The 22264-nt window shown below is 71.9% G+C and carries 18 protein-coding genes and 1 pseudogene; 11 read left to right on the forward strand and 8 right to left on the reverse strand.

What is annotated here, in order from left to right; translation table 11 throughout:
• Positions 1–84: 84 nt before the first annotated feature.
• Together glp and galU are read right to left on the reverse strand one after the other, a co-directional pair.
• Positions 85–1434, reverse strand: a complete 1350-nt coding sequence (gene glp / locus ACFW48_RS07685; protein WP_386311373.1) for a gephyrin-like molybdotransferase Glp — start codon at positions 1432–1434, stop codon at positions 85–87.
• Between the two features lie 5 nt (positions 1435–1439).
• Positions 1440–2366 (reverse strand): UTP--glucose-1-phosphate uridylyltransferase GalU, encoded by a 927-nt coding sequence (galU, locus tag ACFW48_RS07690; protein WP_386311375.1) that lies wholly within the window; start codon positions 2364–2366, stop codon positions 1440–1442.
• 93 nt (positions 2367–2459) lie between these two features.
• Here galU and ACFW48_RS07695 point away from each other — a divergent pair, with 93 nt between their 5' ends.
• On the forward strand, positions 2460–3074 hold the full coding sequence (locus tag ACFW48_RS07695; RefSeq protein WP_386311377.1) for a 5-formyltetrahydrofolate cyclo-ligase: 615 nt from the start codon (positions 2460–2462) through the stop codon (positions 3072–3074).
• Between the two features lie 72 nt (positions 3075–3146).
• On the opposite strand, the gene ACFW48_RS07700 is transcribed toward ACFW48_RS07695, so the two are convergent.
• Positions 3147–5951 (reverse strand): penicillin acylase family protein, encoded by a 2805-nt coding sequence (locus ACFW48_RS07700; RefSeq protein ID WP_386311378.1) that lies wholly within the window; start codon positions 5949–5951, stop codon positions 3147–3149.
• A 287-nt stretch (positions 5952–6238) separates the two neighbouring features.
• Here ACFW48_RS07700 and ACFW48_RS07705 point away from each other — a divergent pair, with 287 nt between their 5' ends.
• The 6 genes from ACFW48_RS07705 (at position 6239) to mscL (ending at position 12229) form a co-directional block, all read left to right on the forward strand.
• On the forward strand, positions 6239–7783 hold the full coding sequence (locus ACFW48_RS07705; protein ID WP_386311380.1) for a potassium/proton antiporter: 1545 nt from the start codon (positions 6239–6241) through the stop codon (positions 7781–7783).
• A gap of 337 nt (positions 7784–8120) precedes the next feature.
• On the forward strand, positions 8121–9437 hold the full coding sequence (locus ACFW48_RS07710; RefSeq protein WP_386311382.1) for an MFS transporter: 1317 nt from the start codon (positions 8121–8123) through the stop codon (positions 9435–9437).
• Positions 9438–9505: 68 nt separating this feature from the next.
• Positions 9506–9838, forward strand: coding sequence for an FmdB family zinc ribbon protein (locus ACFW48_RS07715; protein WP_386311384.1), 333 nt, complete (start codon positions 9506–9508; stop codon positions 9836–9838).
• Positions 9839–9930: 92 nt separating this feature from the next.
• Positions 9931–10773, forward strand: a complete 843-nt coding sequence (locus ACFW48_RS07720) for an S-methyl-5'-thioadenosine phosphorylase (protein ID WP_386312064.1) — start codon at positions 9931–9933, stop codon at positions 10771–10773.
• A 253-nt stretch (positions 10774–11026) separates the two neighbouring features.
• Entirely contained in the window at positions 11027–11605 is a 579-nt protein-coding gene (locus ACFW48_RS07725) for a hypothetical protein (protein ID WP_386311386.1), read from the forward strand.
• Positions 11606–11758: 153 nt separating this feature from the next.
• A complete protein-coding gene (gene mscL, locus ACFW48_RS07730; protein ID WP_386311388.1) occupies positions 11759–12229 on the forward strand; it encodes a large conductance mechanosensitive channel protein MscL in 471 nt (156 codons plus the stop codon).
• A gap of 43 nt (positions 12230–12272) precedes the next feature.
• On the opposite strand, the gene ACFW48_RS07735 is transcribed toward mscL, so the two are convergent.
• On the reverse strand, positions 12273–12449 hold the full coding sequence (locus tag ACFW48_RS07735) for a hypothetical protein (RefSeq protein WP_386311390.1): 177 nt from the start codon (positions 12447–12449) through the stop codon (positions 12273–12275).
• A 154-nt stretch (positions 12450–12603) separates the two neighbouring features.
• Here ACFW48_RS07735 and ACFW48_RS07740 point away from each other — a divergent pair, with 154 nt between their 5' ends.
• From ACFW48_RS07740 to ACFW48_RS07755, 4 genes and pseudogenes are all read left to right on the forward strand, one after another.
• Positions 12604–13833, forward strand: a complete 1230-nt coding sequence (locus ACFW48_RS07740) for a low temperature requirement protein A (protein ID WP_386311391.1) — start codon at positions 12604–12606, stop codon at positions 13831–13833.
• Between the two features lie 90 nt (positions 13834–13923).
• Positions 13924–14967, forward strand: a complete 1044-nt coding sequence (locus ACFW48_RS07745; protein ID WP_386311393.1) for a P1 family peptidase — start codon at positions 13924–13926, stop codon at positions 14965–14967.
• Between the two features lie 327 nt (positions 14968–15294).
• Positions 15295–15519, forward strand: a pseudogene (locus ACFW48_RS07750) (L,D-transpeptidase); the annotation flags it as partial.
• A gap of 168 nt (positions 15520–15687) precedes the next feature.
• Positions 15688–16437, forward strand: a complete 750-nt coding sequence (locus ACFW48_RS07755) for a DUF6227 family protein (protein WP_386311395.1) — start codon at positions 15688–15690, stop codon at positions 16435–16437.
• A gap of 84 nt (positions 16438–16521) precedes the next feature.
• Here the strand turns inward: ACFW48_RS07755 and ACFW48_RS07760 are convergent, their stop codons facing one another.
• The 4 genes from ACFW48_RS07760 to ACFW48_RS07775 form a co-directional block, all read right to left on the reverse strand.
• Positions 16522–18627, reverse strand: coding sequence for a fructose-specific PTS transporter subunit EIIC (locus ACFW48_RS07760; protein WP_386311397.1), 2106 nt, complete (start codon positions 18625–18627; stop codon positions 16522–16524).
• Between the two features lie 160 nt (positions 18628–18787).
• The gene (pfkB, locus tag ACFW48_RS07765) at positions 18788–19735 is read right to left on the reverse strand and encodes a 1-phosphofructokinase (RefSeq protein WP_386311399.1); all 948 of its coding nucleotides are present in this window, start codon (positions 19733–19735) and stop codon (positions 18788–18790) included.
• On the reverse strand, positions 19732–20493 hold the full coding sequence (locus ACFW48_RS07770; protein ID WP_386311401.1) for a DeoR/GlpR family DNA-binding transcription regulator: 762 nt from the start codon (positions 20491–20493) through the stop codon (positions 19732–19734). Before ACFW48_RS07770 ends, pfkB begins: the two co-directional genes overlap by 4 nt.
• Positions 20494–20710: 217 nt before the next feature.
• Positions 20711–22228 (reverse strand): MFS transporter, encoded by a 1518-nt coding sequence (locus ACFW48_RS07775; RefSeq protein ID WP_386311403.1) that lies wholly within the window; start codon positions 22226–22228, stop codon positions 20711–20713.
• Between the last annotated feature and the right edge of the window lie 36 nt (positions 22229–22264).

Below are 22264 nucleotides of genomic sequence, written 5' to 3' on the forward strand. Positions count from 1 at the left end.
TCGTGTGGCGCTCCCGGTCCGGGCCCGGCGCGGTGCGGCGCGTGGGCCTGCTGTGCGCGACACGGTACCGCCAAGCGGGCGGGGTCAGCCGAGCAGGACCACCTCGACGTCGGCGCCGGGCTCGACGGACTCGGCGTCCTCGGGGACGACGATCAGCGCGTCGGCGTGCGCGAGGGCGGCCACGAGGTGGGAGCCCGAGCCGCCGACCGGGGTGACCGAGCCGTCGGCGTAGCTGCCGCGCAGGAACTGCCGGCGCCCCTTGGGCGAGGTCAGCGCCTTCTCCGCGGCCAGGGACGCGGTGGTCGTCGGGCGGTGGACGTCGGTGAGGCCCATGAGGGTGCGGATCGCGGGGCGGACGAACAACTCGAAGGAGACGTACGAGGACACCGGGTTGCCGGGCAGGGCGAGCAGCGGGGTGTGGTCGGGGCCGATGGAGCCGAAGCCCTGGGGCTTGCCGGGCTGCATGGCGAGCTTGCGGAAGTCCACGCCGCTGCCGGGCTCGTCCTCGTCGGCGACGTGCGCCAGCGCCTCCTTGACCACGTCGTACGCCCCGACGCTCACCCCGCCGGTGGTGACCATCAGGTCGGCGCGGACCAACTGGTCCTCGATGGTGGACCGCAGGGTCTCGGCGTCGTCGGCGACGGCGCCCACGCGGTAGGCGATGGCGCCGGCGTCGCGGGCGGCCGCGGTGAGGGCGAAGCTGTTGGAGTCGTAGATCTGGCCGTGGGCCAGTTCCTCGTCGGGCTGGACGAGTTCGCTGCCGGTGGAGAGCACCACCACGCGGGGGCGCGGGCGGACGCGGACCCTGCCCCGGCCGATCGCGGCGAGCAGCGCGATCTGCGGCGGGCCGAGGACCGTGCCGGCCTCCAGGGCGCGGTCGCCGGACCTGACGTCGCTGCCCTTCGCGCGGACGTGCGCGCGGGCCTCGGCCGGGCGGTACACGTGGACCTGGCCCTCGGCGCCCTCGGGGGCCAGGCTGCGGGCGCGCATTCCGGCCACCGGGCCCTCGCCGAGCCCGCCGTCGGTCCACTCGATGGGGACGACGGTCTCGGCGCCGGGCGGGAGCGGGGCGCCGGTCATGATGCGGGCGGCCTGGCCGGGGCCCACGGTCAGCGGGTCGGCCTGGCCGGCGGCGACATCCCCGACGACGACCAGGGCGGCGGGGAACTCCTCGCTCGCGCCCGCGACGTCGGCGACCCGCACCGCGTAACCGTCCATGGAGCTGTTGTCGAACGGCGGCAGGGAGAGCGGCACCGTGATGTCGTCGACCAGGACGCAGCCCTGGGCGTCGAGCAGGTTCAGCTCGATGGGTTCCAGGGGGCGGACGGTGGCGAGGATGTCGTCCAGGTGGTCCTGCACCGACCACAGCCGGTCCGGACCGAAGTCCGCGGGGGCGTGGTCGTGGCCGGTGTCACGGTGCGCTGCGCTGCTCAACGTCCCTACATCTCCTCGGCTACGTAACTGCGAAGCCAGGTCCGGAAGTCCGGGCCCAGGTCTTCACGTTCGCACGCGAGTCTGACAATGGCACGCAGATAGTCGCCGCGGTCACCGGTGTCATAGCGGCGGCCCTTGAAGACGACGCCGTGCACCGGGCCGCCGACCTTCCCCGCGGCGGTAGCCGCTGTTGTATGCGTCTCGGCGAGCTGCTGGAGGGCGTCGGTCAGCTGGATCTCGCCGCCGCGGCCGGGCTCGGTCTTGCGGAGTATGTCGAAGATGTGGGGGTCGAGCACGTAGCGGCCGATGATGGCGTAGTTGGAGGGCGCGTCGACCGCGTCGGGCTTCTCGACCAGTCCGCCGACCTTGACGACGTCGCCGTCCTCGGTGCTCTCCACGGCCGCGCAGCCGTAGAGGTGGATCTGCTCGGGCGCGACCTCCATGAGGGCGATGACGCTGCCGCCGTACTGCTCCTGGACCTCGATCATGCGCTGCAGCAGCGGGTCGCGCGGGTCGATCAGGTCGTCGCCGAGCAGGACCGCGAAGGGCTCGTTGCCGACGTGCGGGGCGGCGCACAGCACGGCGTGGCCGAGGCCCTTGGGGTCGCCCTGGCGGACGTAGTGGATCATGGCGAGGTCGCTGGACTCCTGGACCTTGGCCAGCCGGCTCGCATCGCCCTTCTTCTGGAGGGCGGACTCCAGTTCGTAGTTGCGGTCGAAGTGGTCCTCCAGGGGGCGCTTGTTGCGGCCCGTGACCATGAGGACGTCGCCGAGGCCCGCGGTCACGGCCTCTTCGACCACGTACTGGATCGCCGGCTTGTCGACGACCGGCAGCATCTCCTTGGGAGTGGCTTTGGTGGCCGGCAGGAACCGGGTACCGAGCCCGGCTGCGGGGATGACAGCCTTGCTGATCCTGGGGTGGGACTGAGTCATGCGCGCCACCATATCCGGTGCCAATAGGGAGAATCTGTGACTCCGGATCACTGGCGCTCATATGAGCGCATTAGAGAGGTACGGGAACGACCTTTGACCCACATCGGACCTATTGACCAGCCTGACAAGCGGACGTTGCGGCGGGAGTTCCTCGCGGTGAGGAACAGGTTGACGGCCGATGACGTGCGGGAAGCGGCGGACTCGCTGACCGGACGGGCGCTCGCGATGCCGGAGGTGGCGCGGGCGCACACCGTGGCGGCATACGTCTCCGTGGGCGCCGAACCGGGCACCCTCGCGCTCCTGGACGCGCTGCGCGCGCGGGGGGTGCGGGTCCTGCTGCCGGCACTGCTGCCGGACAACGACCTGGACTGGGGCGAGTACGAAGGGGAGGACTCCCTGGCACTCGTGCGGCACGGCGGGCGGATGGCCCTGTCCGAGCCCGCCGGCCGGCGCCTGGGGCCGGACGCGGTGACGGAGGCCGACGTCGTGCTGCTGCCGGGCCTGGCGGTCGACGGGCGCGGCCTGCGGCTGGGGCGCGGCGGCGGGTCGTACGACCGGGTCCTCGCGCGCCTGGACCGCGCGGGCGCGCGACCCGCGCTACTGGTCCTGCTGTACGACTCCGAGGTCGTCTCGCACGTCCCCGCCGAGCCCCACGACCGGCCGGTGGACGCGGTGGTGACGCCGTCGGGAGTGCGCAGGTTCACGTGAACGTGAAGGCGGCCCCCACGCGCGCGGGGGCCGCCTTGTGTCAGCCGGTGGCTACGGTCTCAACACCGGTGGCTACGGCTTGAGCACCAGTGTGTCGCTCGTACTCGCGTCGACCGCCTTCTTCGAGAAGGCCCACGGCAGCAGCTCTCCGTCGGCCCACTTGTCCGTCTGATCCGTGTAGTGGGCGCTGTAGGCGTGTCCGGAGGCGCCGGTGAGATTGATCCACCGCGACTTGTCGAGGTCGCCGAGGTTGACCACCATCCGCATGGACGGCACCCACACCACCCCGTAGCCGCCGGCCGCGTTCCAGCCGGAGGCGTTGACCGCCGCCTCGCCGCCGCTGAGCTTCCACGGGCCGCGGTTGAGGGCGTACTTCAGGAAGTCGGGGCCCTCGATGCCCAGGGTCTGGTTCTTCAGGAACAGGCGGTGCAGCCGGCCCCAGTTCCAGGTGTCGATGTCCTTGCCGAGCTTGGCGGTCAGCTCCCAGCGGGCGTCGATCATGGCCCGCTTGAAGAGGTCGTCGCGGTTGTGGTCGGCGCCCTTGCGGGTGCCGGAGGCGGGCGTCGTCCACCAGTCGCTCTTGGGCTTGTCCATCAGAGTGCGGACGACCTCGAACCAGCGGTCGCCGCCGTCCGGCTGCGCCTGGTCGGCATCCCGCTGGCCGCACTCGCGGACCTTGTTCGTCTCGTCCGCGGGACCGGTGGTGTTGACCGGGTCGACCCACAGGCACTGGCCCTCGACCCGCAGCTCCTTGGGCAGCTTGTTGCCGAAGGCGAGCTTGAGGACGTTGCGCCAGACGGCGTTGAAGTAGGCGGCGGCCGCCGAGTCGGCGTCCTGGGTGTAGTCCCAGCCCTCCAGCAGCTTCTGCGCCTCGCGGACGTCCTTGTCCCCGACGTCGATCTTCAGCAGCTGGGGGACGAGCAGCTTGGCCATCTCGCTGCTGTTGTCCAGCTGCATCTGGCGCATGTCGTCGGTGGAGATCTTGCCGCCGTCCTTGATCTTCTGCTCGATCAGGGACGTGATCCGCTGGCTGCGGGTGCCGTAGCCCCAGTCCGTGGTCAGCGTGTACGGGTACGTGTCCTCGTCGACGACGGCCTGGTTGGCGGTCACGATGTAGCCGCGCTCCGGGTCGTACTCGTAGGGCAGCTCGTCCGGGTCGATGTACTCGCCGGTCCAGCGGTACTTGGAGGTCCAGCCCGGTGCCGGGACCGAACCGTCGTGGTCCTCGGCGCGCACCGGGATCTTGCCGGGCAGCGTGTAGCCGATGTGCTCCTCGTCGGCGTAGACGAGGTTCTGCGAGGGCACGTCGAACAGGGCGGCGGCCTCGCGGAAGGAGTCCCAGTCCTTCGCCCGGTCCATCGCGAAGACGGCGTCCATGGTGGTGCCGGCGTCCAGCGCGGTCCAGCGCAGCGCGACGCCGTAGCCGTCGCCCCGGTCGGGGGCGGCGGTGTCGACGGTGGCCTTCTTGCCGACCTTCACCAGCTCGTCGTCGCGGTCGGAGAGCAGGGGGCCGTTGTTGGTCTCGCGGACGACGATCTTCTTGGACTCGCCGCCGGCGACCTTGATGGTCTCCTCGCGCGTCTCGAAGGGGACCACCTTGTCGTCGTACTGGTAGCCGTTGCCGGTGATCTTCTCCAGGTAGAGGTCGGTGACGTCGACGCCGGAGTTGGTCAGGCCCCAGGCGATGTCCTGGTTGTGGCCGATGACCACGCCGGGCATGCCCGCGAAGGTGTATCCGGCGACGTCGTACTGGCACTTCGCGGAGACACTGCGGCAGTGCAGGCCCATCTGGTACCAGACGGACGGCAGCGACGGCGACAGGTGCGGGTCGTTGGCCAGCAGCGGCTTGCCGGTGATGGTGTGCTCGCCGGAGACGACCCAGGAGTTGGAGCCGATGCCGTTGCCGTTCACGCCGACGGCGGTGGGCAGGTCGTCCAGGACGTCCTGGAGACCGGACAGTTGGCTCTGCAGGGCATTGCCGGTGCCGGTCCCGGTGCCGGCCCCCGTGCCGGTCCCGGTGCCCGTGCCGGTCCCGGTGCCCGTGCCGCTGCCCGTGCCGGACGAGGAATCGTCGCCGCCGGACGGGCCGCCGCCGTCGAACGTCTCGGTCAGCTCGTCGTACTGACCCTCCTGGACGATCGCCTTGTTCCGGTCGTACGGGTACGCCGGATACAGGTCGGCGATCTGCTTGGGACCGAGGCGGCTGGTCATCAGGGCGCGGTCGACCTCGTCCTCCATGTTGCCGCGCAGGTCCCAGGCCATCGCCTTCAGCCAGGCCACCGAGTCGACCGGCGTCCACTCCTGGGGCTTGTAGTCGTTGGTGAAGCCGAGGGCGGCGTACTCCAGGGAGATGTCCCCGCCGTCCTTGCCGGCCAGGTAGGCGTTGACACCCTTGGAGTACGCCTGGAGGTACTTCTTGGTGGAGTCCGACAGCTTCTCGTCGTACTCCTTCTTCGCCACCCGGTGCCAGCCCAGCGTGCGCAGGAACTCGTCGTTGTCGACCTGGCCCTTGCCGAACATCTCCGACAGGCGCCCGGAGGTCATGTGGCGGCGTACGTCCATCTCGTAGAACCGGTCCTGCGCCTGGACGTAGCCCTGCGCCATGAACAGGTCCTCGTCGGAGGAGGCGTAGATCTGCGGGATGCCGTAGTTGTCGCGCTTGACGTCGACCGGCCCCGACAGGCCCTCAAGCGTGATCGAGCCCTTGGTCTGCGGAAAGGACGCGCGGACGGTGCTGATGGACCAGTACGCCCCGTAGGCGAGGCCGCCGATGATGGCCAGGACCAGCACGAGGACGAACAGGCGCGCCTTGCGCCCCTTCTTCCTGCCGGACTTGCCGGGCTGCTGACCCGTAGAGGCGGTGTTGGTGGGGGGCATCGCTGTCCTTGCTGTCCTAACACGAGCGGCAGGGGCGGGCTGTGCTTTGTACTGAACGCTGGAGCAACTGTAGGCGCAGGGCCCACGCCGCCTTGACGCGGAGTCGGGTACCGGCAGGCACGGGCATTCGATCTTGCCAAGCCGAGCGTCAAGAAATCGTCAAGAGTTAGGTAAGGTAACGAAGTAGTTGTCCGCAGAGCACTGCGTCTCGTGTGCCATGGAGGTGTGCTGTCGCGCACCGCGCGGGAGTACTCGTCCGTGCTGTGATCCGCACTGTGGTCCGTGTCGTGATCCGTGCTGTGCGCCAGGGAAGGGAACGGCCGCTGACTGTCCACCACCTCAACCAGCTCCTGCTCGTCTGCTCGCTCGTCCTGCTCATCGCCGTGGCGGCGGTCCGGATCTCCTCGCGCAGCGGGCTCCCCAGCCTGCTCGTCTACCTGGCGATCGGCATCGCCATGGGTCAGGACGGCATCGGCGACATCCAGTTCGACGACGCCGAACTGGTCCAGGTCATCGGGTACGCCGCCCTGGTCGTGATCCTGGCCGAGGGCGGTCTCGGCACGAAGTGGAAGGAGGCGAAACCGGCCCTGCCGGCCGCCTCCGCACTGGCGCTGGCCGGGGTCGCGGTCAGTGTCGGCGTGACGGCCGCGGGCGCGCACTACCTGACCGGGCTGGAGTGGCGGCAGGCACTGATCGTCGGGGCGGTGGTGTCCTCCACGGACGCGGCCGCCGTCTTCTCGGTGCTGCGCAGAATCCCGCTGCCCTCGCGGATAGTGGGGACGCTCGAGGCCGAGTCGGGCTTCAACGACGCCCCGGTGGTCATCCTGGTGGTCGCCTTCTCCACGGCCGGCCCGATCGAGCACTGGTACGTGCTGCTGGGCGAGATCGCCCTGGAGCTGGCCATCGGCGCGGCCATCGGACTCGCGGTCGGCTGGCTGGGGTCGCTGGGGCTGAAGCACGTGGCGCTGCCCGCCTCCGGCCTCTACCCCATCGCCGTCATGTCGATCGCCGTCGCGGCCTACGCGGCCGGTGCCATGGCCCACGGCAGCGGCTTCCTGGCCGTCTACCTCGCCGCGATGGTCATGGGCAACGCCCGGCTGCCGCACTGGCCCGCCACCCGCGGGTTCGCCGACGGGCTCGGCTGGCTCGCCCAGATCGGCATGTTCGTGCTGCTCGGCCTGCTGGTCACCCCGCACGAGCTGGGCGACGACATCCTGCCCGCCCTGGTCATCGGACTGGTGCTCACCATGGTGGCGCGCCCACTGAGCGTCGTGCTGTGCCTGGTGCCGTTCCGGGTGCCGTGGCAGGAGCAGGCCCTGATGTCCTGGGCCGGGCTGCGCGGCGCGGTGCCCATCATCCTCGCGACGATCCCCATGGTGGAGGGCGTCGCGGGCAGCCGCCGGATCTTCAACATCGTCTTCGTCCTGGTCGTCGTCTACACCCTGGTCCAGGGACCGACCCTGCCGTGGCTGGCCCGCAAGCTGCGCCTGGGCAAGGGGGACGAGGCCGCCGACCTCGGCATCGAGTCGGCGCCCCTGGAACGGCTGCGTGGGCACCTGCTGTCCGTCACGATCCCCGAGGGTTCGAAGATGCACGGCGTCGAGGTCAGCGAGCTGCGGCTGCCGACCGGGGCCGCCGTCACGCTGGTCGTCCGCGACGGGAAGTCGTTCGTGCCGCTGCCCACGACGGGACTGCGGCGCGGGGACGAGCTCCTCGTGGTCGCCACGGACCCCGTCCGGGACGCCGCCGAGGCGCGACTGCGCGCGGTCGGCCACGGCGGCAAGCTGGCCGGCTGGCTGGGCAGCGGAGGCACCAGCGGCAATCACAGGTGAGCGTGAGAGGCGAACACAGGTGTGAGGCAATCACAGGCATGGGGCAGTCGTAGGCGTGAGGCAATCGCAGGTGTGAGGCAATCGCAGGCGTGAAAGAGAGGAGTGCGCGCTTTCACAGGTTGCGCCCCTGTTGATCCCTGTACGATGAAGGCGGCACCTGATCGAACCAACTCTGCCTGAAGCAGAGCTGGCGCGACCGTATGGCGGCCGGCACGCCCCCTCCCCAACCGGGCTCCGGCATCTACCGCAGTCCGCGCAAGAGGACAGCTCTCGGCGCTCCCGCACGGCGACAGCCGCGAGGCGGACCGCGCTACCAGGCGGCAGAAAGGCACGGGCCGTGGCATCCACGGTCACCCCGTCGAAGAAGTCGCCGGAGGGGGCGCAGCACACCGCGCCCGGCTCCGCCCGCCCCGGATACGGACAGCTGCTGCGCACCCGCGGCGCCTGGACGTTCCTGCTTCCCGGCTTCGCGGCACGCCAGCCCTTCGCCATGCTGACGCTCTCCATCGTGCTGCTCGTGCAGCACACCACCGGCTCCTACGGCGTCGCGGGCGCCGTCGCGGCCGTCACCGGCGTCGCCATGGCCGTGTTCGCCCCCTACACCGGCCGGCTCGCCGACCGTTACGGACAGCGCGCCGTCCTGCTCCCCGGCGTGCTCGTGCACGCCGCGTCCGGTCTGATCCTGACCGCTCTCGCGCTCTCGGACGCACCTCTGTGGGCGCTGTTCGTGGCGGCCGTGCCCACCGGTGCCTCGGTGCCGCAGGTCGGGCCCATGGTGCGGGCCCGCTGGGGCGTGAAACTCAAGGGCTCCCCCCTGATGGGCACGGCGGCCGCCTTCGAGTCCGTCACGGACGAGCTGACCTTCGTCCTCGGCCCGCTGGTCGCCACCGCCCTGTGCACGGCCGTGGACCCGGCCGCGGGCCTGGTCACGGAGGCGGCGCTCACCCTGGTGGGCGGTCTGCTGTTCGCCGCGCAGAAGAGCACCCAGCCGACGGTCGGCCGAGCCGACGGTGACCACGCGCGCGCGGAGCACGTTCCGGCGCTGCGCGTCCCCGGGGTGCGCGTCCTGATCGTGGTCTTCCTGGGCATCGGTTCCGTCTTCGGCGGCATGCAGGTCTCACTGGCCGCGTTCACCGAGTCGATCGGCGAGCCCGGGCTGAACGGCGTCCTGTACGGGATCTTCGCCGCGGGCAACATGCTCTCCGGCCTGGCCTGCGGCGCCATCGCCTGGAAGGTCGCCCCGCAGCGGCGCCTCCTGGTCGGCTACACCGCCCTCGCGCTGACCGCGTCCGGCCTGTGGGCCGCGCACTCGGTGCTCGTACTGGCCGGCCTCGGCCTGCTCGTCGGCATGTGCATCGCGCCCGCCCTCATCACCGGTTACACCCTGGTCGAGAGCCTGGTCCCGGCCGGTGCCCGCACCGAGGCCTTCACCTGGCTGACCGGTGCCGTGGCCCTGGGCCAGGCGGCGGCCGTGACCGTCTCCGGACAGCTGGAGGACCGGTTCTGGGACGGCGCCGGGTTCCTGGTGCCGATGGGCGGCACAGTGCTCGCGCTGGCGACGCTGGTGGCGCTGCGGTCGCGGCTGGAGACCCGGCCCCGAGGGCGTACGGTCGCACGTGGCGTCGGTCACCGCGAGCACGCCACAGTGGACTGATCCCGCGGAATACGTCACTATGGATCGTCGTTAGCACTCATCGAGTGAGAGTGCCAGGAGGAAGACAAGTGCCGACGTACCAGTACCAGTGCACCGAGTGCGGCGAGGGCCTCGAGGCGGTGCAGAAGTTCACCGACGACGCCCTCACCGAGTGCCCGAACTGCCAGGGCCGCCTGAAGAAGGTGTTCTCGGCGGTCGGCATTGTCTTCAAGGGCTCCGGCTTCTACCGCAACGACAGCCGCGGCAGCTCGTCCAGCAGCTCGCCGGCGTCGAAGTCGTCCGCCTCGTCGTCCTCTTCGTCGACGTCCTCGGACTCCGGTTCGTCGTCGGGCTCGGGATCGTCGTCGGGCTCGGGGTCGTCGAGCTCCGGCAGCTCCTCCTCCAGCACCACCGCCGCGTAAGGCCCACCAGGACTTCTTACGGGACCCTGTCGTCGTCCGACGACGGGGTCCTCGGCGTTTTCCGGGGCGGTTAGGGTGCGGGCATGGCGAACATGGCGAACAAGGTGGATGCCGAGATCGGCGTGATCGGCGGCTCCGGTTTCTACTCGTTCCTCGACGACGTGACCGAGGTCGAGGTGGAGACCCCGTACGGGCCGCCCAGCGACTCCCTCTTCCTCGGCGAGGTCGCCGGCCGGCGGGTCGCCTTCCTCCCCCGGCACGGGCGCGGCCACCATCTGCCGCCGCACCGCATCAACTACCGGGCCAACCTGTGGGCGCTGCGCTCGGTCGGCGCGCGCCAGGTCCTCGGGCCGTGCGCGGTCGGCGGCCTGCGCCCCGAGTACGGGCCGGGCACGCTGCTGGTGCCGGACCAGTTCGTCGACCGTACGAAGTCCCGGCCGTCGACGTACTTCGACGGGCTGCCGATGCCCGACGGCACGCTGCCCAACGTCGTGCACGTGTCGCTGGCCGACCCGTACTGCCCCACCGGACGGGCCGCCGCGCTCAAGGCGGCCCGGGGGCGGGACTGGGAGCCCGTGGACGGCGGCACCCTGGTCGTGGTCGAGGGGCCACGCTTCGGGACCCGCGCGGAGTCCTTGTGGCACCGGGCACAGGGCTGGTCGGTGGTGGGCATGACCGGCCATCCCGAGGCGGCGCTCGCCCGTGAACTGGAGCTCTGCTACACCTCGCTGACCCTCGTCACCGACCTCGACGCCGGTGCGGAGAGCGGCGAGGGCGTTTCGCACGAGGAGGTTCTGCGGGTGTTCGCGGCGAACGTGGACCGGCTTCGGGGCGTCCTGTTCGACGCGGTGGCCGCTCTGCCGGCGGCCGGGGCTCGGGACTGCCCGTGCGGGGCGGCGCTGGGCGGGATGGATCCGGGGATCACGCTGCCGTAGAGGGGCGGTGCCGACCGGGCGCCTGTGCCGGTTCCGGTGTCGGCTCCGGTGTCGGTGTCGGCTCCGGTGTCGGTGTCGGCTCCGGTGTCGGTGTCGGTGTCGGTGGGGGCGGGTGCGGAACGTCCCGTTCGGGTGAGGGAGTTGTCCACAACCGGTCGGTGACCCACGGGCTCCGGCGGGCGACGGCGAGAAGCCCCATCGTGGGAGCGCAAGCCGATCCCTCGTCGTCTCCTCGTCACAGGTGGTGGTCACCGTGTCCCGTTCCACCGTTCCCAGCCCGCTTCCGCCCCCGCCCCCGCTCCCGCTCGGCACCGACGCGCCGCCCACGTGCGAGGTGCCGCACTTCGCCCCGGTCCGGGTGCGCGGCGGACGTCAGCTGCTGCACCGGCTCGTACGCCACCGGCGGCGCGCCGTGGCCGCCGGGCTCGCCGTCACCGCCGCGGCGCTGGTCGCGGCGGGCCCGCACCCGGGCACCGGCGCACGGGACACCCAACGGGCACGCGGGCATCCGGTGACGGAAACGGAAACAGAAACGGAGACGGCGGGCAGGCGGCACGGCGCGCGACTCGTGACGGCGCCGGTGCGGATCGCCGACGCGGCCACGGTGCGGCTGCTCGGGCCGGGCGACCGGGTCGACGTCGTCGCGGCCGGGGACGGCGGCGCGGGCGACGCCTCCGTGGTCGCGCGCGGAGCGCTGGTGGCGGAGGTGCCGGAGCTCATGGACGGGACCGCGGCCGGCGGGGCACTGGTGGTGGTCTCGGTGCCGCGTGCCACCGCGCACCGGCTGGTCGGCGCGAGCGCCCTGTCGCGGCTGGCGGTGACGCTGTGCTGAGCCCGTTGAGTCGCTCGTCAAGTCCCTCGTTCGAAGGACCTGATTGGACAGGACGGCCCAGCACTGACGTAGGTTGCGGAGCGTTTTGTTCCACACCCTGTTCGTGCGAGACCCCTTCGCGCGAGACCTGTGCGTACGAGGAGAGCCCCCGAGGTGAGCGAGAAGAACGAGCCGAGCGTCTGGCAGGGCTTCAAGGCCTTCCTGATGCGCGGAAACGTCATCGACCTGGCGGTGGCGGTGGTCATCGGCGCCGCCTTCACCAACATCGTCAACTCGGTGGTGAAGGGGGTCATCAACCCTCTGATCGGTGCCTTCGGCACCAAGAGCCTGGACAGCTACAGCTCCTGCCTCAAGGGCCCGTGCACCGGTACCGGCGACACCGCCACGGGTGTGCGGATCCTCTGGGGCTCGGTGCTGGGCGCCACCCTCACCTTCCTGATCACCGCGGCCGTCGTCTACTTCTTGATGGTCCTGCCCATGGCGAAGTACCTGGCCCGGCAGGAGGCCCGCCGCAAGGCGAAGGAGAGCACGCAGGAGATCGTCGAGATCTCCGAGCTGGAGGTGCTCAAGGAGATCCGGGACGCGCTGGTCGCGCAGCGCGGTTCGGGCCACGACCGCCCGTAGGGCCGTCCGAGGCGGGAGCGGCTCGTGCCGGTACCCGCACGGCTCACAGGTGGTGGGGCGGCTTCTCGTCGAGGAAGCGCTTCAGGTCGGCCGCGCTGTCGCCCTCGGGCCGCTCACCCCATCCCCGGTCGGTGTCGTCCGAGGTCTGCTGGTCCAGCGGGTCGTCGAAGACCAGCGGGGGCCGGGGCGCGCGGGGCTCGGGTTCGGGGGTGGTGCTCATGGCTCCAGGGTACGGCCCCTCCGCTGCGGGGCGCCCCGACTTCCCGGGTGGCCCCGGCGGGCAGCGGTCCCGGCGGGCGGCCCCGGCTGCCCGTGCCGCGGGCGGCGCCGTCCGGGGGCGTGTCCGCGCCGTCTCTGCTGTGCTGGGAGCCATGATGTCCAGCCCTTCTCCCGCGAGCACGTCCTCCGGCCCGCCCCGGGTTCGGCCGCCGGTGCGCCGACTCGTCGCCCGCGGCCGGCACGAGGCGCACCGTGGCGCCACGCCGCTGGAGCTCTTCTTCGACCTGTGCTTCGTCGTCGCGGTCGCCCAGGCGGGCGTCCAGCTGGTGCACTCCATCGCCGAGGGCCACGCCGACGAAGGCGTCCTCGACTACGCGATGGTCTTCTTCGCCATCTGGTGGGCGTGGATGAACTTCACCTGGTTCGCCTCGGCCTACGACAACGACGACGTGCCCTACCGGATCGTCACCCTGGTGCAGATCGGCGGTGTGCTCGTCCTCGCGGCCGGGGTCTCGCGGGCCTTCGTGGACCACGACTGGACCGCCGTCGTCCTCGGCTACGTGATCATGCGGGTGGCCATGTCGGCGCAGTGGCTCAGGGCGGCCCGTTCCGCCAGGCCTCCCGAACGCGCCATGACCCTGGGATACGCCGGGGGCGTGCTGCTCTGCCAGGTCGGCTGGCTGGGGCTGCTGTTCCTGCCCGAGGGCGGCCGGGGCGGGCTGTTCCTGGTGATGGTGGTGCTGGAGCTGTGCGTGCCGGCGTTCGCGGAGCGGAAGCATCCGTCGTCCTGGCACCCGCACCACATCGCCGAGCGGTACGGACTGTTCACGATCATCGTGCTCGGCGAGACCATCGCCGCGGCCACGGTCGCGGTGAAGTCGGGCATCGAAGAGAACGACGCGCTGGGCGAGCTGCTGCCGATCGCGGCAGGCGGGCTGCTGATCGTCTTCGCCGCGTGGTGGATCTACTTCGCGGTGCCCGTCCACGGCCGTCTTCGCTCCAGCAGACAGTCGTTCCTGTGGGGCTACGGGCACTACCTGGTGTTCGCCTCGGCGGCCGCGATCGGGGCGGGCCTGGAGGTGGCGGTGGAGCAGGCGGTGGGCAAGGCGCACATCTCGACCCTCGCGGCGTCCGCGGCGGTGACCCTGCCCACGGCACTGTTCCTGCTCACGGTGTGGGGGCTGCACGCGCGGTACTCCAAGGTGGGCGTCGCCGAGCAGCTGGTGCTGCCGACGGCCGCGCTGCTGGTGGCCTGCTGCACCTTCGCCGGTGAACTCGCGGTGCTCGTTTCGGGAATCGTCCTGTCTCTGGCCGTCGCGATCGGGGTGGTGCTGACCGCGCGGCGGAGTGTGCCGGAGCAGGGCCCCGCGGCGCCCGCCGCCTGAAAGTCCCGACGTCCCCCGGATCTCCTCGCAGGCCCCCGGGCGCCCCCTGATGGGGCCGCCAGGCGCCGGTGACTGGACGAGACTGGCGGCATGACAGTTGACGCATTGACGGACGTGGCCGGCCTGCTGGTGGGGCACGCGACGCGCACCGGCGACGGGTGGCTCACGGGCACGACGGTGGTGCTCGCGCCGGAGAGCGGGGCGGTCGCCGCCGTGGACGTACGCGGAGGAGGCCCCGGCACCAAGGAGACGGACGCGCTCGATCCGCGCAACCTGGTGCAGAAGGTCCAGGCGGTGGTGCTGACCGGCGGCAGCGCGTACGGGCTCGACGCGGCGTCCGGGGTGATGACCTGGCTGGAGGAGCGGGGACGCGGGGTGCGCGTCGGCCCGGACCCCGCGCACGTGGTGCCGGTGGTGCCCGCGGCATGCGTCTTCGACCTGGGGCGCGGGGGCGACTTCCGGGCCAGGCCGGACGCGGCCACCGGACGGGCGGCGGCCGAGGCGGCCCACGCGAGCGCGCCGGGCGCGGGGGTGGCCGAGGGGTCTGTCGGGGCGGGCACGGGAGCCGTGGTCGGCACGCTGAAGGGCGGTATCGGCACCGCGAGCACCGTGCTGGACTCGGGGATCACGGTGGCGGCACTGGTGGTGGCCAACGCGGCGGGATCGGTGACGGATCCGGAAACGGGGGTGCTGTACGGGGAGTTGTTCCGGGGCGGACGGGTGGAGTACCCGGCGCCGGGCGTCCACGAGGCGGCGGGGCGGCGTCTCGCCGAGGTCGCGGCGAGGAACGCGCCGCCCCCGCTGAACACCACGCTCGCCGTGGTCGCCACCGACGCGGACCTGTCCAAGGCCCAGGCGCAGAAGCTGGCCGGCACGGCGCACGACGGCATCGCGCGTGCAGTGCGGCCGGTGCACCTGCTCAGCGACGGGGACACGGTGTTCACCCTGGCGACCGGGCGGCGCCCCCTCGACGCGGCCCAGCCGCTCGCGCTGAACGAGGTGCTGGCGGCGGGCGCGGACATGGTGACGCGCGCGATCGTGCGGGCCGTCCGGGCCGCCGAGCCGGTGGACGGGCCGGGCGGGGCGTGGCCGTCGTACGAAGAGCTCTACGGAAGCCCGTCCAGGGCCGGTTGACCAGACCCGAGGATCAACTCTCCCAAGTACGGGCCGTCCCAAGTACGGGCCGTCCCGAGCATGGGCGTCCCGAGCACGGGGCGTCCCGAGCACGTGGCCGTCCCGAGCACGTGGCCGTCCCACGCACGTGGCCGTCCCACGCACGTGGTCGCCCCACGCACGTGGTGGTCGCCCCACGCGTGTGGCCGCCCCGAGCAGGTGAGTGTCCCGGTTCTGTCACGCGTCGGTGTTCCGGGCGGCCGGTGGGAACCCCGTCGGCCGCCGAGCGCCTCTACAGGCCTGAAGCGAACACCGCGCAACACCCGAACCTGGAGCAGCCCGTGACCGGGCAATCCGCCCTTCGGTCGCCAGGGCACCAGCCACGGCTGCGTCGGACTGCGGGACGTCCAGGGCGGGCAGGGCGCCACCCCCGCCAAGTGGTTCTACGACAATTCACTCATCGGGGACGTCGTGGTCGTCAAGAACTCCCCGGACGACACGGTCGCGCCGGACAACGGACTCAACGGCTGGAACATGGCCTGGAGTGAGTGGGTCGCCGGAAGTGCCGCCTGACACGCCTCTGAGCAGCGAATTTTGACGGCTCGTCGGGTCGCGCGGGAACTTTTCGCGCGGCCCGCGCGTTTTTCGGACGTACGTTTTCTCGGTTCCCGGACATGATGTCCGACCGAGGGGCTACGGTATGCACCCACAAGGTGACATGCAGCAACGCCGGGAGAAACCTTGAGCGTTCCGTACGAGACGGCAGCGTACGAACCACCCGAGTCGCCCGAGTCTCCGGAGGAGCACCTCATGCGACTGCTCGGTCGCGCCCTGAACTCGTTCGAGCTGCCCGACGAGACGATACGGCAACTGGACTGCGCGCTGGCGCACGACGGTTCCCTGCACTCCGCGCACCACAGCGCGGGGCTGCACCGCGAGACGTACCGGCACACCTGGCTGCTCGCCGACGGCTCGGCGGTCACGCTCTGGGAGCTGGTCCACAACCCCGCCCCGGGCAGTGAACCGCAGCACGAGGTGTACGTCGACGAGGAGGAGCTGCGCACCGCCACCGCCCGGCTGGCACTGCCGCCGGACACACCGGACTTCGAGCTGCCCGTGCAGGTGCAGCTGTCCCCGGTGTCCACCCCGCGGCACGCCTACGTCCCCGACGCCTCGGCGGACCACGCCCGCCGACTGCTGCGCCGCGCGGAGAACCCGGACCGGCCCGGCGGCGACCTCGCCGCGCTGCTGGCGACGGCGACCGCGCACCAGATCACCCAGGCGTTCGGCGGCCCCGGCCGCACGGGCCGCGCCCGGATCGGTTTCTCGCTCTACGAGCACGCGTTCCTGCTGCGTGACGGCGCGGAGGTCTCCCTCTGGGAGGTCGAGCACACGGCCACGCCCGACGGGCGGCACATGTGCGAGGTGTACGACAGCGAGGACTCCGCCCGCCGCGCGATGGAGCGGCGCGCGGCGCAGGTCTCCCAGTAGGGCCGGGGCGCCGCGGGCCGGGAACGCCACCGGGCCGGGCCCCTTGCGGAACCCGGCCCACCCATCGTTGACGAAGACCGTCCCTTACGCGGCCACCGGCTGGCTGGCCCCCGGCGCCGAGGCCGACGGGTCCGCGCCGCCGGGTCCCGGTGCCGCCGCTCCCGGCGCCGGCTTGCGCAGGCCCTTGAGGACGATCACCAGAGCCGTGGTGACGCAGACGCCCGCCGCGATGGCGACCAGGTAGAGCAGCGGGTTGCCGATCAGCGGGACCACGAAGATGCCGCCGTGCGGGGCGCGCAGCGTGGCGCCGAAGGCCATCGAGAGGGCGCCGGTGACCGCGCCGCCCACCATCGAGGACGGGATGACCCGCAGCGGGTCGGCCGCGGCGAACGGGATCGCGCCCTCGGAGATGAAGGAGGCGCCCAGCACCCAGGCGGCCTTGCCGTTCTCGCGCTCGGCGGCGTTGAACAGCTTGCTCCGTACGGTCGTGGCCAGGGCCATCGCCAGCGGCGGGACCATGCCGGCCGCCATGACCGCCGCCATGATCTTCATCGCCGAGTCACTGGGGTCGGAGACCGCGATGCCGGCGGTGGCGAAGGCGTAGGCGACCTTGTTGACCGGGCCGCCGAGGTCGAAGCACATCATCAGGCCGAGCAGGGCGCCGAGCAGGACCGCGTTGGCACCGGACAGGTCGCTCAGCCAGTCGGTCATCGCCTTCTGCGCGGACGCGATGGGCTTGCCGATCACCACGAACATCAGGAACCCGACGATCGCCGAGGAGATCAGCGGGATCACCACCACGGGCATGATGCCGCGCAACGCCGCCGGTATGCGTATCCGCTGGATCGCCATCACCACGGCACCGGAGATCAGACCGGCCGCCAGACCGCCGAGGAACCCGGCGTTGATGGTCAGCGCGATCGAGCCGCCGACGAAGCCGGGGACCAGGCCCGGCCGGTCGGCCATGCCGTAGGCGATGTACCCGGCCAGCACCGGGACGAGGAAGGCGAAGGCCACGCCGCCGATCTGGAACAGCAGCGCCGCCCAGCTGTCCGCCTGGGACCACACGAAGTGGTCCATCACCGACGGGGCCTTGTTGATCTCGTAGCCGCCGATGGCGAAGCCCAGGGCGATCAGCAGACCGCCCGCGGCGACGAACGGGACCATGTAACTGACGCCGGACATCAGCCAGATGCGCAGCTTCGTCCCGTATCCCTCGCCGGACCCGCCGCCGCGCTCGACGGGCGTCGCACCGCCGAAACCGGCCGAACCGGCCGAACCGGCCGCCGTGACCTCGCCGCGGGCCGCTTTGCCGCGGACCTCGCCGATCAGCTCGGCGGGCCGGTTGATGGCCGCCTTGACGCCGGTGTCGACGGTGGGCTTCCCGGCGAAGCGGTCCTTCTCGCGTACGGGCACGTCGTGGGCGAAGATCACGCCGTCCGCCGCCTCGATCACCGCCGGGTCGAGCCGGGTGAAGCCGGCCGAGCCCTGGGTCTCGACGGCGACCTCGACGCCCGCCTCGCGACCCGCGTTCTCCAGCGACTCGGCCGCCATGTAGGTGTGCGCGATGCCGGTGGGGCAGGAGGTGACGGCGACGACACGGAAGGGACGCCGGGGTTCGTCGCTCCCCTGGTCGGGGCTGCCCGTGGCGGTCTCGGCGGAGGCCGCCGCCGAGACCGCCACGGAGTCCTCGGCGCCTTCGGAGGCGTTTTCGGGCACGCCTTCAAAGACTCCTTCGGTACCGGTCGGCTCCTCCCCGCGGATCAGCGCCGCGGCGGCCCTCGCGTCGCCCACGGACCGCAGCGCGTCGGTGAACTCGGCGTTCATCAGCTGCCGGGCCAGGGCGGAGAGGATCGTCAAGTGGGCGTCGTCGGCGCCCGCCGGAGCGGCGATCAGGAAGATCAGGTCGGCCGGGCCGTCCGCCGCCCCGAAGTCGACGCCTGCCGCGCTGCGCCCGAAGGCGAGCGTCGGTTCGGTGACATGCTCGCTGCGGCAGTGCGGGATGCCGATGCCGCCGTCGAGGCCGGTCGGCATCTGCGCCTCCCGGGCGGCCACGTCGGCGAGGAAGCCGTCCAGGTCGGTCACCCGGCCCTGGGCCACCATCCGCTCGGCGAGGGCGCGCGCCGCCGCTTCCTTGGTGTCGGCGGACAGGTCGAGGTCGACCAGATCCGCGGTGATCATGTCGCTCATCGCGGGCTCCTTAGCTCGCGTATCGCCCGGAACGTGGGGTGGTGGGCGGGGGCGGGGAGGGGGACGGGGGCACTGCGGTGGGGGCGGGAGTCCGGGCCGCAGAGGACCGGGACGGGGTGGGAGTCGGGGTGGGAATCAGGGAGGGAGTCGGGGTGGGAGTTCATGACGCCGGTTCCTTCAGTGCGCGGTCCACCGGCACCTCCGCCGTGACCGCCACCGCCCCCGGGTCCAGGTCGGCCGGCGTCGGCATCACACTGCCGGGCAGCTGCACGGCGGCGGCGCCGTGCGCCACGGCGGAGGCTAGAGCTCCGGGCCCCGCTCCCCCGGCGACGAGGAAACCGGCCAGGGAGGCGTCACCGGCGCCGACATTGCTGCGTACGGCGTCCACGCGGGCGCTGCCGAACCAGGTGCCCGCGTCGTCCACGAGCAGCTGGCCGTCGGCGCCGAGGCTGGCGAGCACGGACCGGGCGCCCAGCTCCCGCAGTTCCTCGGCGGCCTTCACGGCGTCGCCGATGGTGGCCAGGGGGCGCCCTACGGCCTCCGCGAGTTCCTCGGCGTTCGGCTTGACCACGTCGGGCCGCTCGCGCAACGCCTGGAGCAGGGCGGGCCCGGAGGTGTCCAGAGCGATGCGGACGCCGGCGGCGTGCGCCCGGGCGACCAGGTCGGCGTACCAGGAGGGGGCGAGTCCGCGGGGCAGGCTGCCGCAGCAGGCGATCCAGTCCGCGCCGCGCGACTGCCGCCGCACGGTCTCCAGGAGCAGTTCCCGTTCGGCCGCCGACAGTTCGGGGCCCGGCGCGTTGATCTTCGTCAGGACGCCGTCGGCCTCGGCGAGCGCGATGTTGGCCCGGGTGACCCCGGCGATCGGCACCGGTGCGACCTCGATGCCCTGGGCGTCGAGCAGTTCGGTGACGAGGGCGCCGGACGGGCCGCCGAGCGGCAGCACCGCGACGGTGCGCCGGCCGGCCGCCGTCACCGCGCGCGAGACGTTCACGCCCTTGCCGCCCGGGTCCACGCGCTCGCCCGTGGCGCGGACCACCTCGCCGCGGTCGAGGGAGGGGACCTCGTAGGTGCGGTCCAGAGACGGGTTGGGGGTGACGGTGAGGATCATGCGCGTACTACTTCCGTGCCGGCGCGCTCGATGGCGGTGGCGTCTTCGGGGCTCATCCCGCTGTCGGTGATCAGCAGGTCCACGTCGCTCAGGGCGCCGAAGCGGGCGAAGTGCTCCTGGCCGTGCTTGGAGGAGTCGGCGAGCAGCACCACGCGGCGGGCGGCGGCGACCGCGGCCCGCTTGACGGCGGCCTCGGCGAGGTCCGGGGTGGTCAGGCCGTGCTCCACGGAAAAGCCGTTGGCCGCCACCACCAGCACGTCGGCGCGGATCTCGCCGTACGCGCGCAGCGCCCAGGCGTCCACGGCGGCGCGCGTACGGTGCCGCACGCGCCCTCCGACCAGGTGGAGCTGGATGCCGGGGTGGTCGGCGAGACGGGCCGCGATGGGCAGGCTGTGGGTGACGACGGTCAGCGAGGTCTCCGGCGGCAGCGCGGCGGCCATGCGGGCCACCGTCGAACCGGCGTCGAGGATCATCGTGCCCTCGGTCGGCAGCTCCGCCAGGGCCGCCTTCGCGATCCGGTCCTTCTCGTCGGCGGCCGTCGACTCGCGCTCGGCGAGGTCCGGCTCGAAGTCCAACCGCCCGGCGGGGATCGCGCCGCCGTGCACCCGGCGGAGCAGACCGGCGCGGTCGAGCGCCTTCAGGTCGCGGCGGATGGTCTCCGCCGTCACCTGGAACTCCTCGGCCAGCGACACCACGTCCACCCGGCCACCGTCCCGGGCGAGCCGGAGGATCTCCTGCTGCCGCTCCGGTGCGTACATCACCGCTCGCCTCCGACCGTGCCCGAACCTGTGGTTTGACTCGGAGATTACGCCCGGTATTCCGGAATGTAAACAGGGAAACGGAAGCACTCGGACCCAAACAGACATGAACGGGCATCATGAAAGGGGAGGGCGGGCCCGGCACCGAAGTGCCGGACCCGCCCTCCCCGTCTCCGCTCTCCGTCCCCGCCCTCTCGTCCTCTCAAGCGCGGCGCGATCAGACCAGCGCGGGCTTCTTCTCCTCCGCCCGCTCCCCCTCCTGGACCCCCTCCACGTGCTGGGCCGGCCGCCGGGGCAGCGCGAACATCAGCAGGAAGATGACGCCCATCACCCCGGCAACCCAGCCCAGCGCGTTCTGGAACGCGTCCGCGTAGGCGGGACCGATCCGGGACGGGGCCAGGTGGTCGCTCATCGTGCCGAAGAAGACCACCGAGACCAGCCCCAGCCCCAGCGCGTTGCCCATCTGCTGGACCGTGTTGATGAGCCCGGACGCCGCTCCGGCGTGCTCACGCGGCACCTGGGACAGCACCGCGTCCGTCAGCGGGGCGACGATCAGACCCATGCCGACACCCATGACGACGAGCGGCAGCGCCATCTGCCAGGACGTGATGCCGAGCCCGTACCGCTCCGACTCCCAGATGTAGAGCAGCACTCCGGCCGCCATCACCAGCGCGCCCGCCTGGAGCACCTTGCGCCCGAAGCGCGGGACCAGCTTCTGCACCGACACCCCGGCCGCCACGGAGACGGCGATCGAGAACGGTACGCCGGTCAGCCCGGCCCGCAGCGGGCTCCAGCCGAGCCCCTCCTGCATGTACAGCGTCCAGACCAGGAAGAAGATGCCGAGCGCGACCCCGAAGACGGTCTGCACGGCGATGCCCGCCGCGAAGCTCTTCACCTTGAACAGCGACAGCTCCACCAGCGGCGAACCGTCGCGCACGGTCTTCCGCCGCTCGTACGCCACCAGCACCGCGAGGACGACGAACGCGCCGGCCATCGAGAGGTACCCCCACAGCGGCCAGTCCAGCTCGCGGCCCCGGGTGAGCGGGTAGACCAGCATCAGCAGACCGAGGGTGACCAGGGCGACCCCGACCAGGTCCAGCTTGAGGGCGCGCGGCGCCTTGGACTCCGTGATGAAGCGGCTGCCGAGGACGAGTCCCGCGATGCCGACCGGCAGGTTGATGAGGAAGATGGGCCGCCACTCGAGCCCGAAGAGGTTCCACTCGGTGAGCAGCGCGCCCAGCAGCGGGCCGGAGACGGCCCCCAGTCCGACGATCGCGCCGAACAGCCCGAACACCTTGCCGCGTTCGTGTGCCGGGAAGGTCGCGTGCACGATCGACAGCACCTGCGGCACCATCAGCGCCGCCATGGCGCCCTGGAGGATGCGGGAGGCGACCAGCATCTCCGGGTTCACGGCGAGGCCGCACAGCGCGGACGCGACGGTGAAGCCGCCGATGCCGATGAGGAACACCCGCTTGCGTCCGTGGATGTCGCCGAGCCGCCCGCCGGTGATCAGGCCGGCGGCGAAGGCGAGGGCGTAACCGGCGGTGATCCACTGGATCTGGCTGAAGGTGGCGCCCTCGTCCTGCCGGATCGACGGGATCGCGATGTTGACGATGGTGACGTCGACCAGGTCCATGAAGGCCGCGGTCATCACGATCGCGAGGGCGAACCAGCGACGTCGGTCGCCCGCGACGGGCTGGGCGGGTGCGGGCCCCGGGGTGTGCGTTGAGGTCATGGAAGAAAGCTATGACCCCAGTAGGACAGGTCTCGT

Origin of the sequence: Streptomyces sp. NPDC058812, assembly GCF_042744565.1 — a bacterium.
GTDB lineage: Bacteria > Actinomycetota > Actinomycetes > Streptomycetales > Streptomycetaceae > Streptomyces > Streptomyces thinghirensis.

Excerpts from the sequence above, each read along its gene's own strand:
- ACFW48_RS07740 (WP_386311391.1), top strand. The coding sequence starts at position 12,604 with ATGTCCAGCCCTTCTCCCGCGAGCACGTCCTCCGGCCCGCCCCGGGTT.
- ACFW48_RS07745 (WP_386311393.1), top strand. The coding sequence starts at position 13,924 with ATGACAGTTGACGCATTGACGGACGTGGCCGGCCTGCTGGTGGGGCAC.
- ACFW48_RS07760 (WP_386311397.1), bottom strand. The coding sequence starts at position 18,627 with ATGAGCGACATGATCACCGCGGATCTGGTCGACCTCGACCTGTCCGCC.
- galU (WP_386311375.1), bottom strand. The coding sequence starts at position 2,366 with ATGACTCAGTCCCACCCCAGGATCAGCAAGGCTGTCATCCCCGCAGCC.
- pfkB (WP_386311399.1), bottom strand. The coding sequence starts at position 19,735 with ATGATCCTCACCGTCACCCCCAACCCGTCTCTGGACCGCACCTACGAG.
- ACFW48_RS07770 (WP_386311401.1), bottom strand. The coding sequence starts at position 20,493 with ATGTACGCACCGGAGCGGCAGCAGGAGATCCTCCGGCTCGCCCGGGAC.
- ACFW48_RS07720 (WP_386312064.1), top strand. The coding sequence starts at position 9,931 with ATGGCGAACAAGGTGGATGCCGAGATCGGCGTGATCGGCGGCTCCGGT.
- ACFW48_RS07775 (WP_386311403.1), bottom strand. The coding sequence starts at position 22,228 with ATGACCTCAACGCACACCCCGGGGCCCGCACCCGCCCAGCCCGTCGCG.
- ACFW48_RS07700 (WP_386311378.1), bottom strand. The coding sequence starts at position 5,951 with ATGCCCCCCACCAACACCGCCTCTACGGGTCAGCAGCCCGGCAAGTCC.
- ACFW48_RS07735 (WP_386311390.1), bottom strand. The coding sequence starts at position 12,449 with ATGAGCACCACCCCCGAACCCGAGCCCCGCGCGCCCCGGCCCCCGCTG.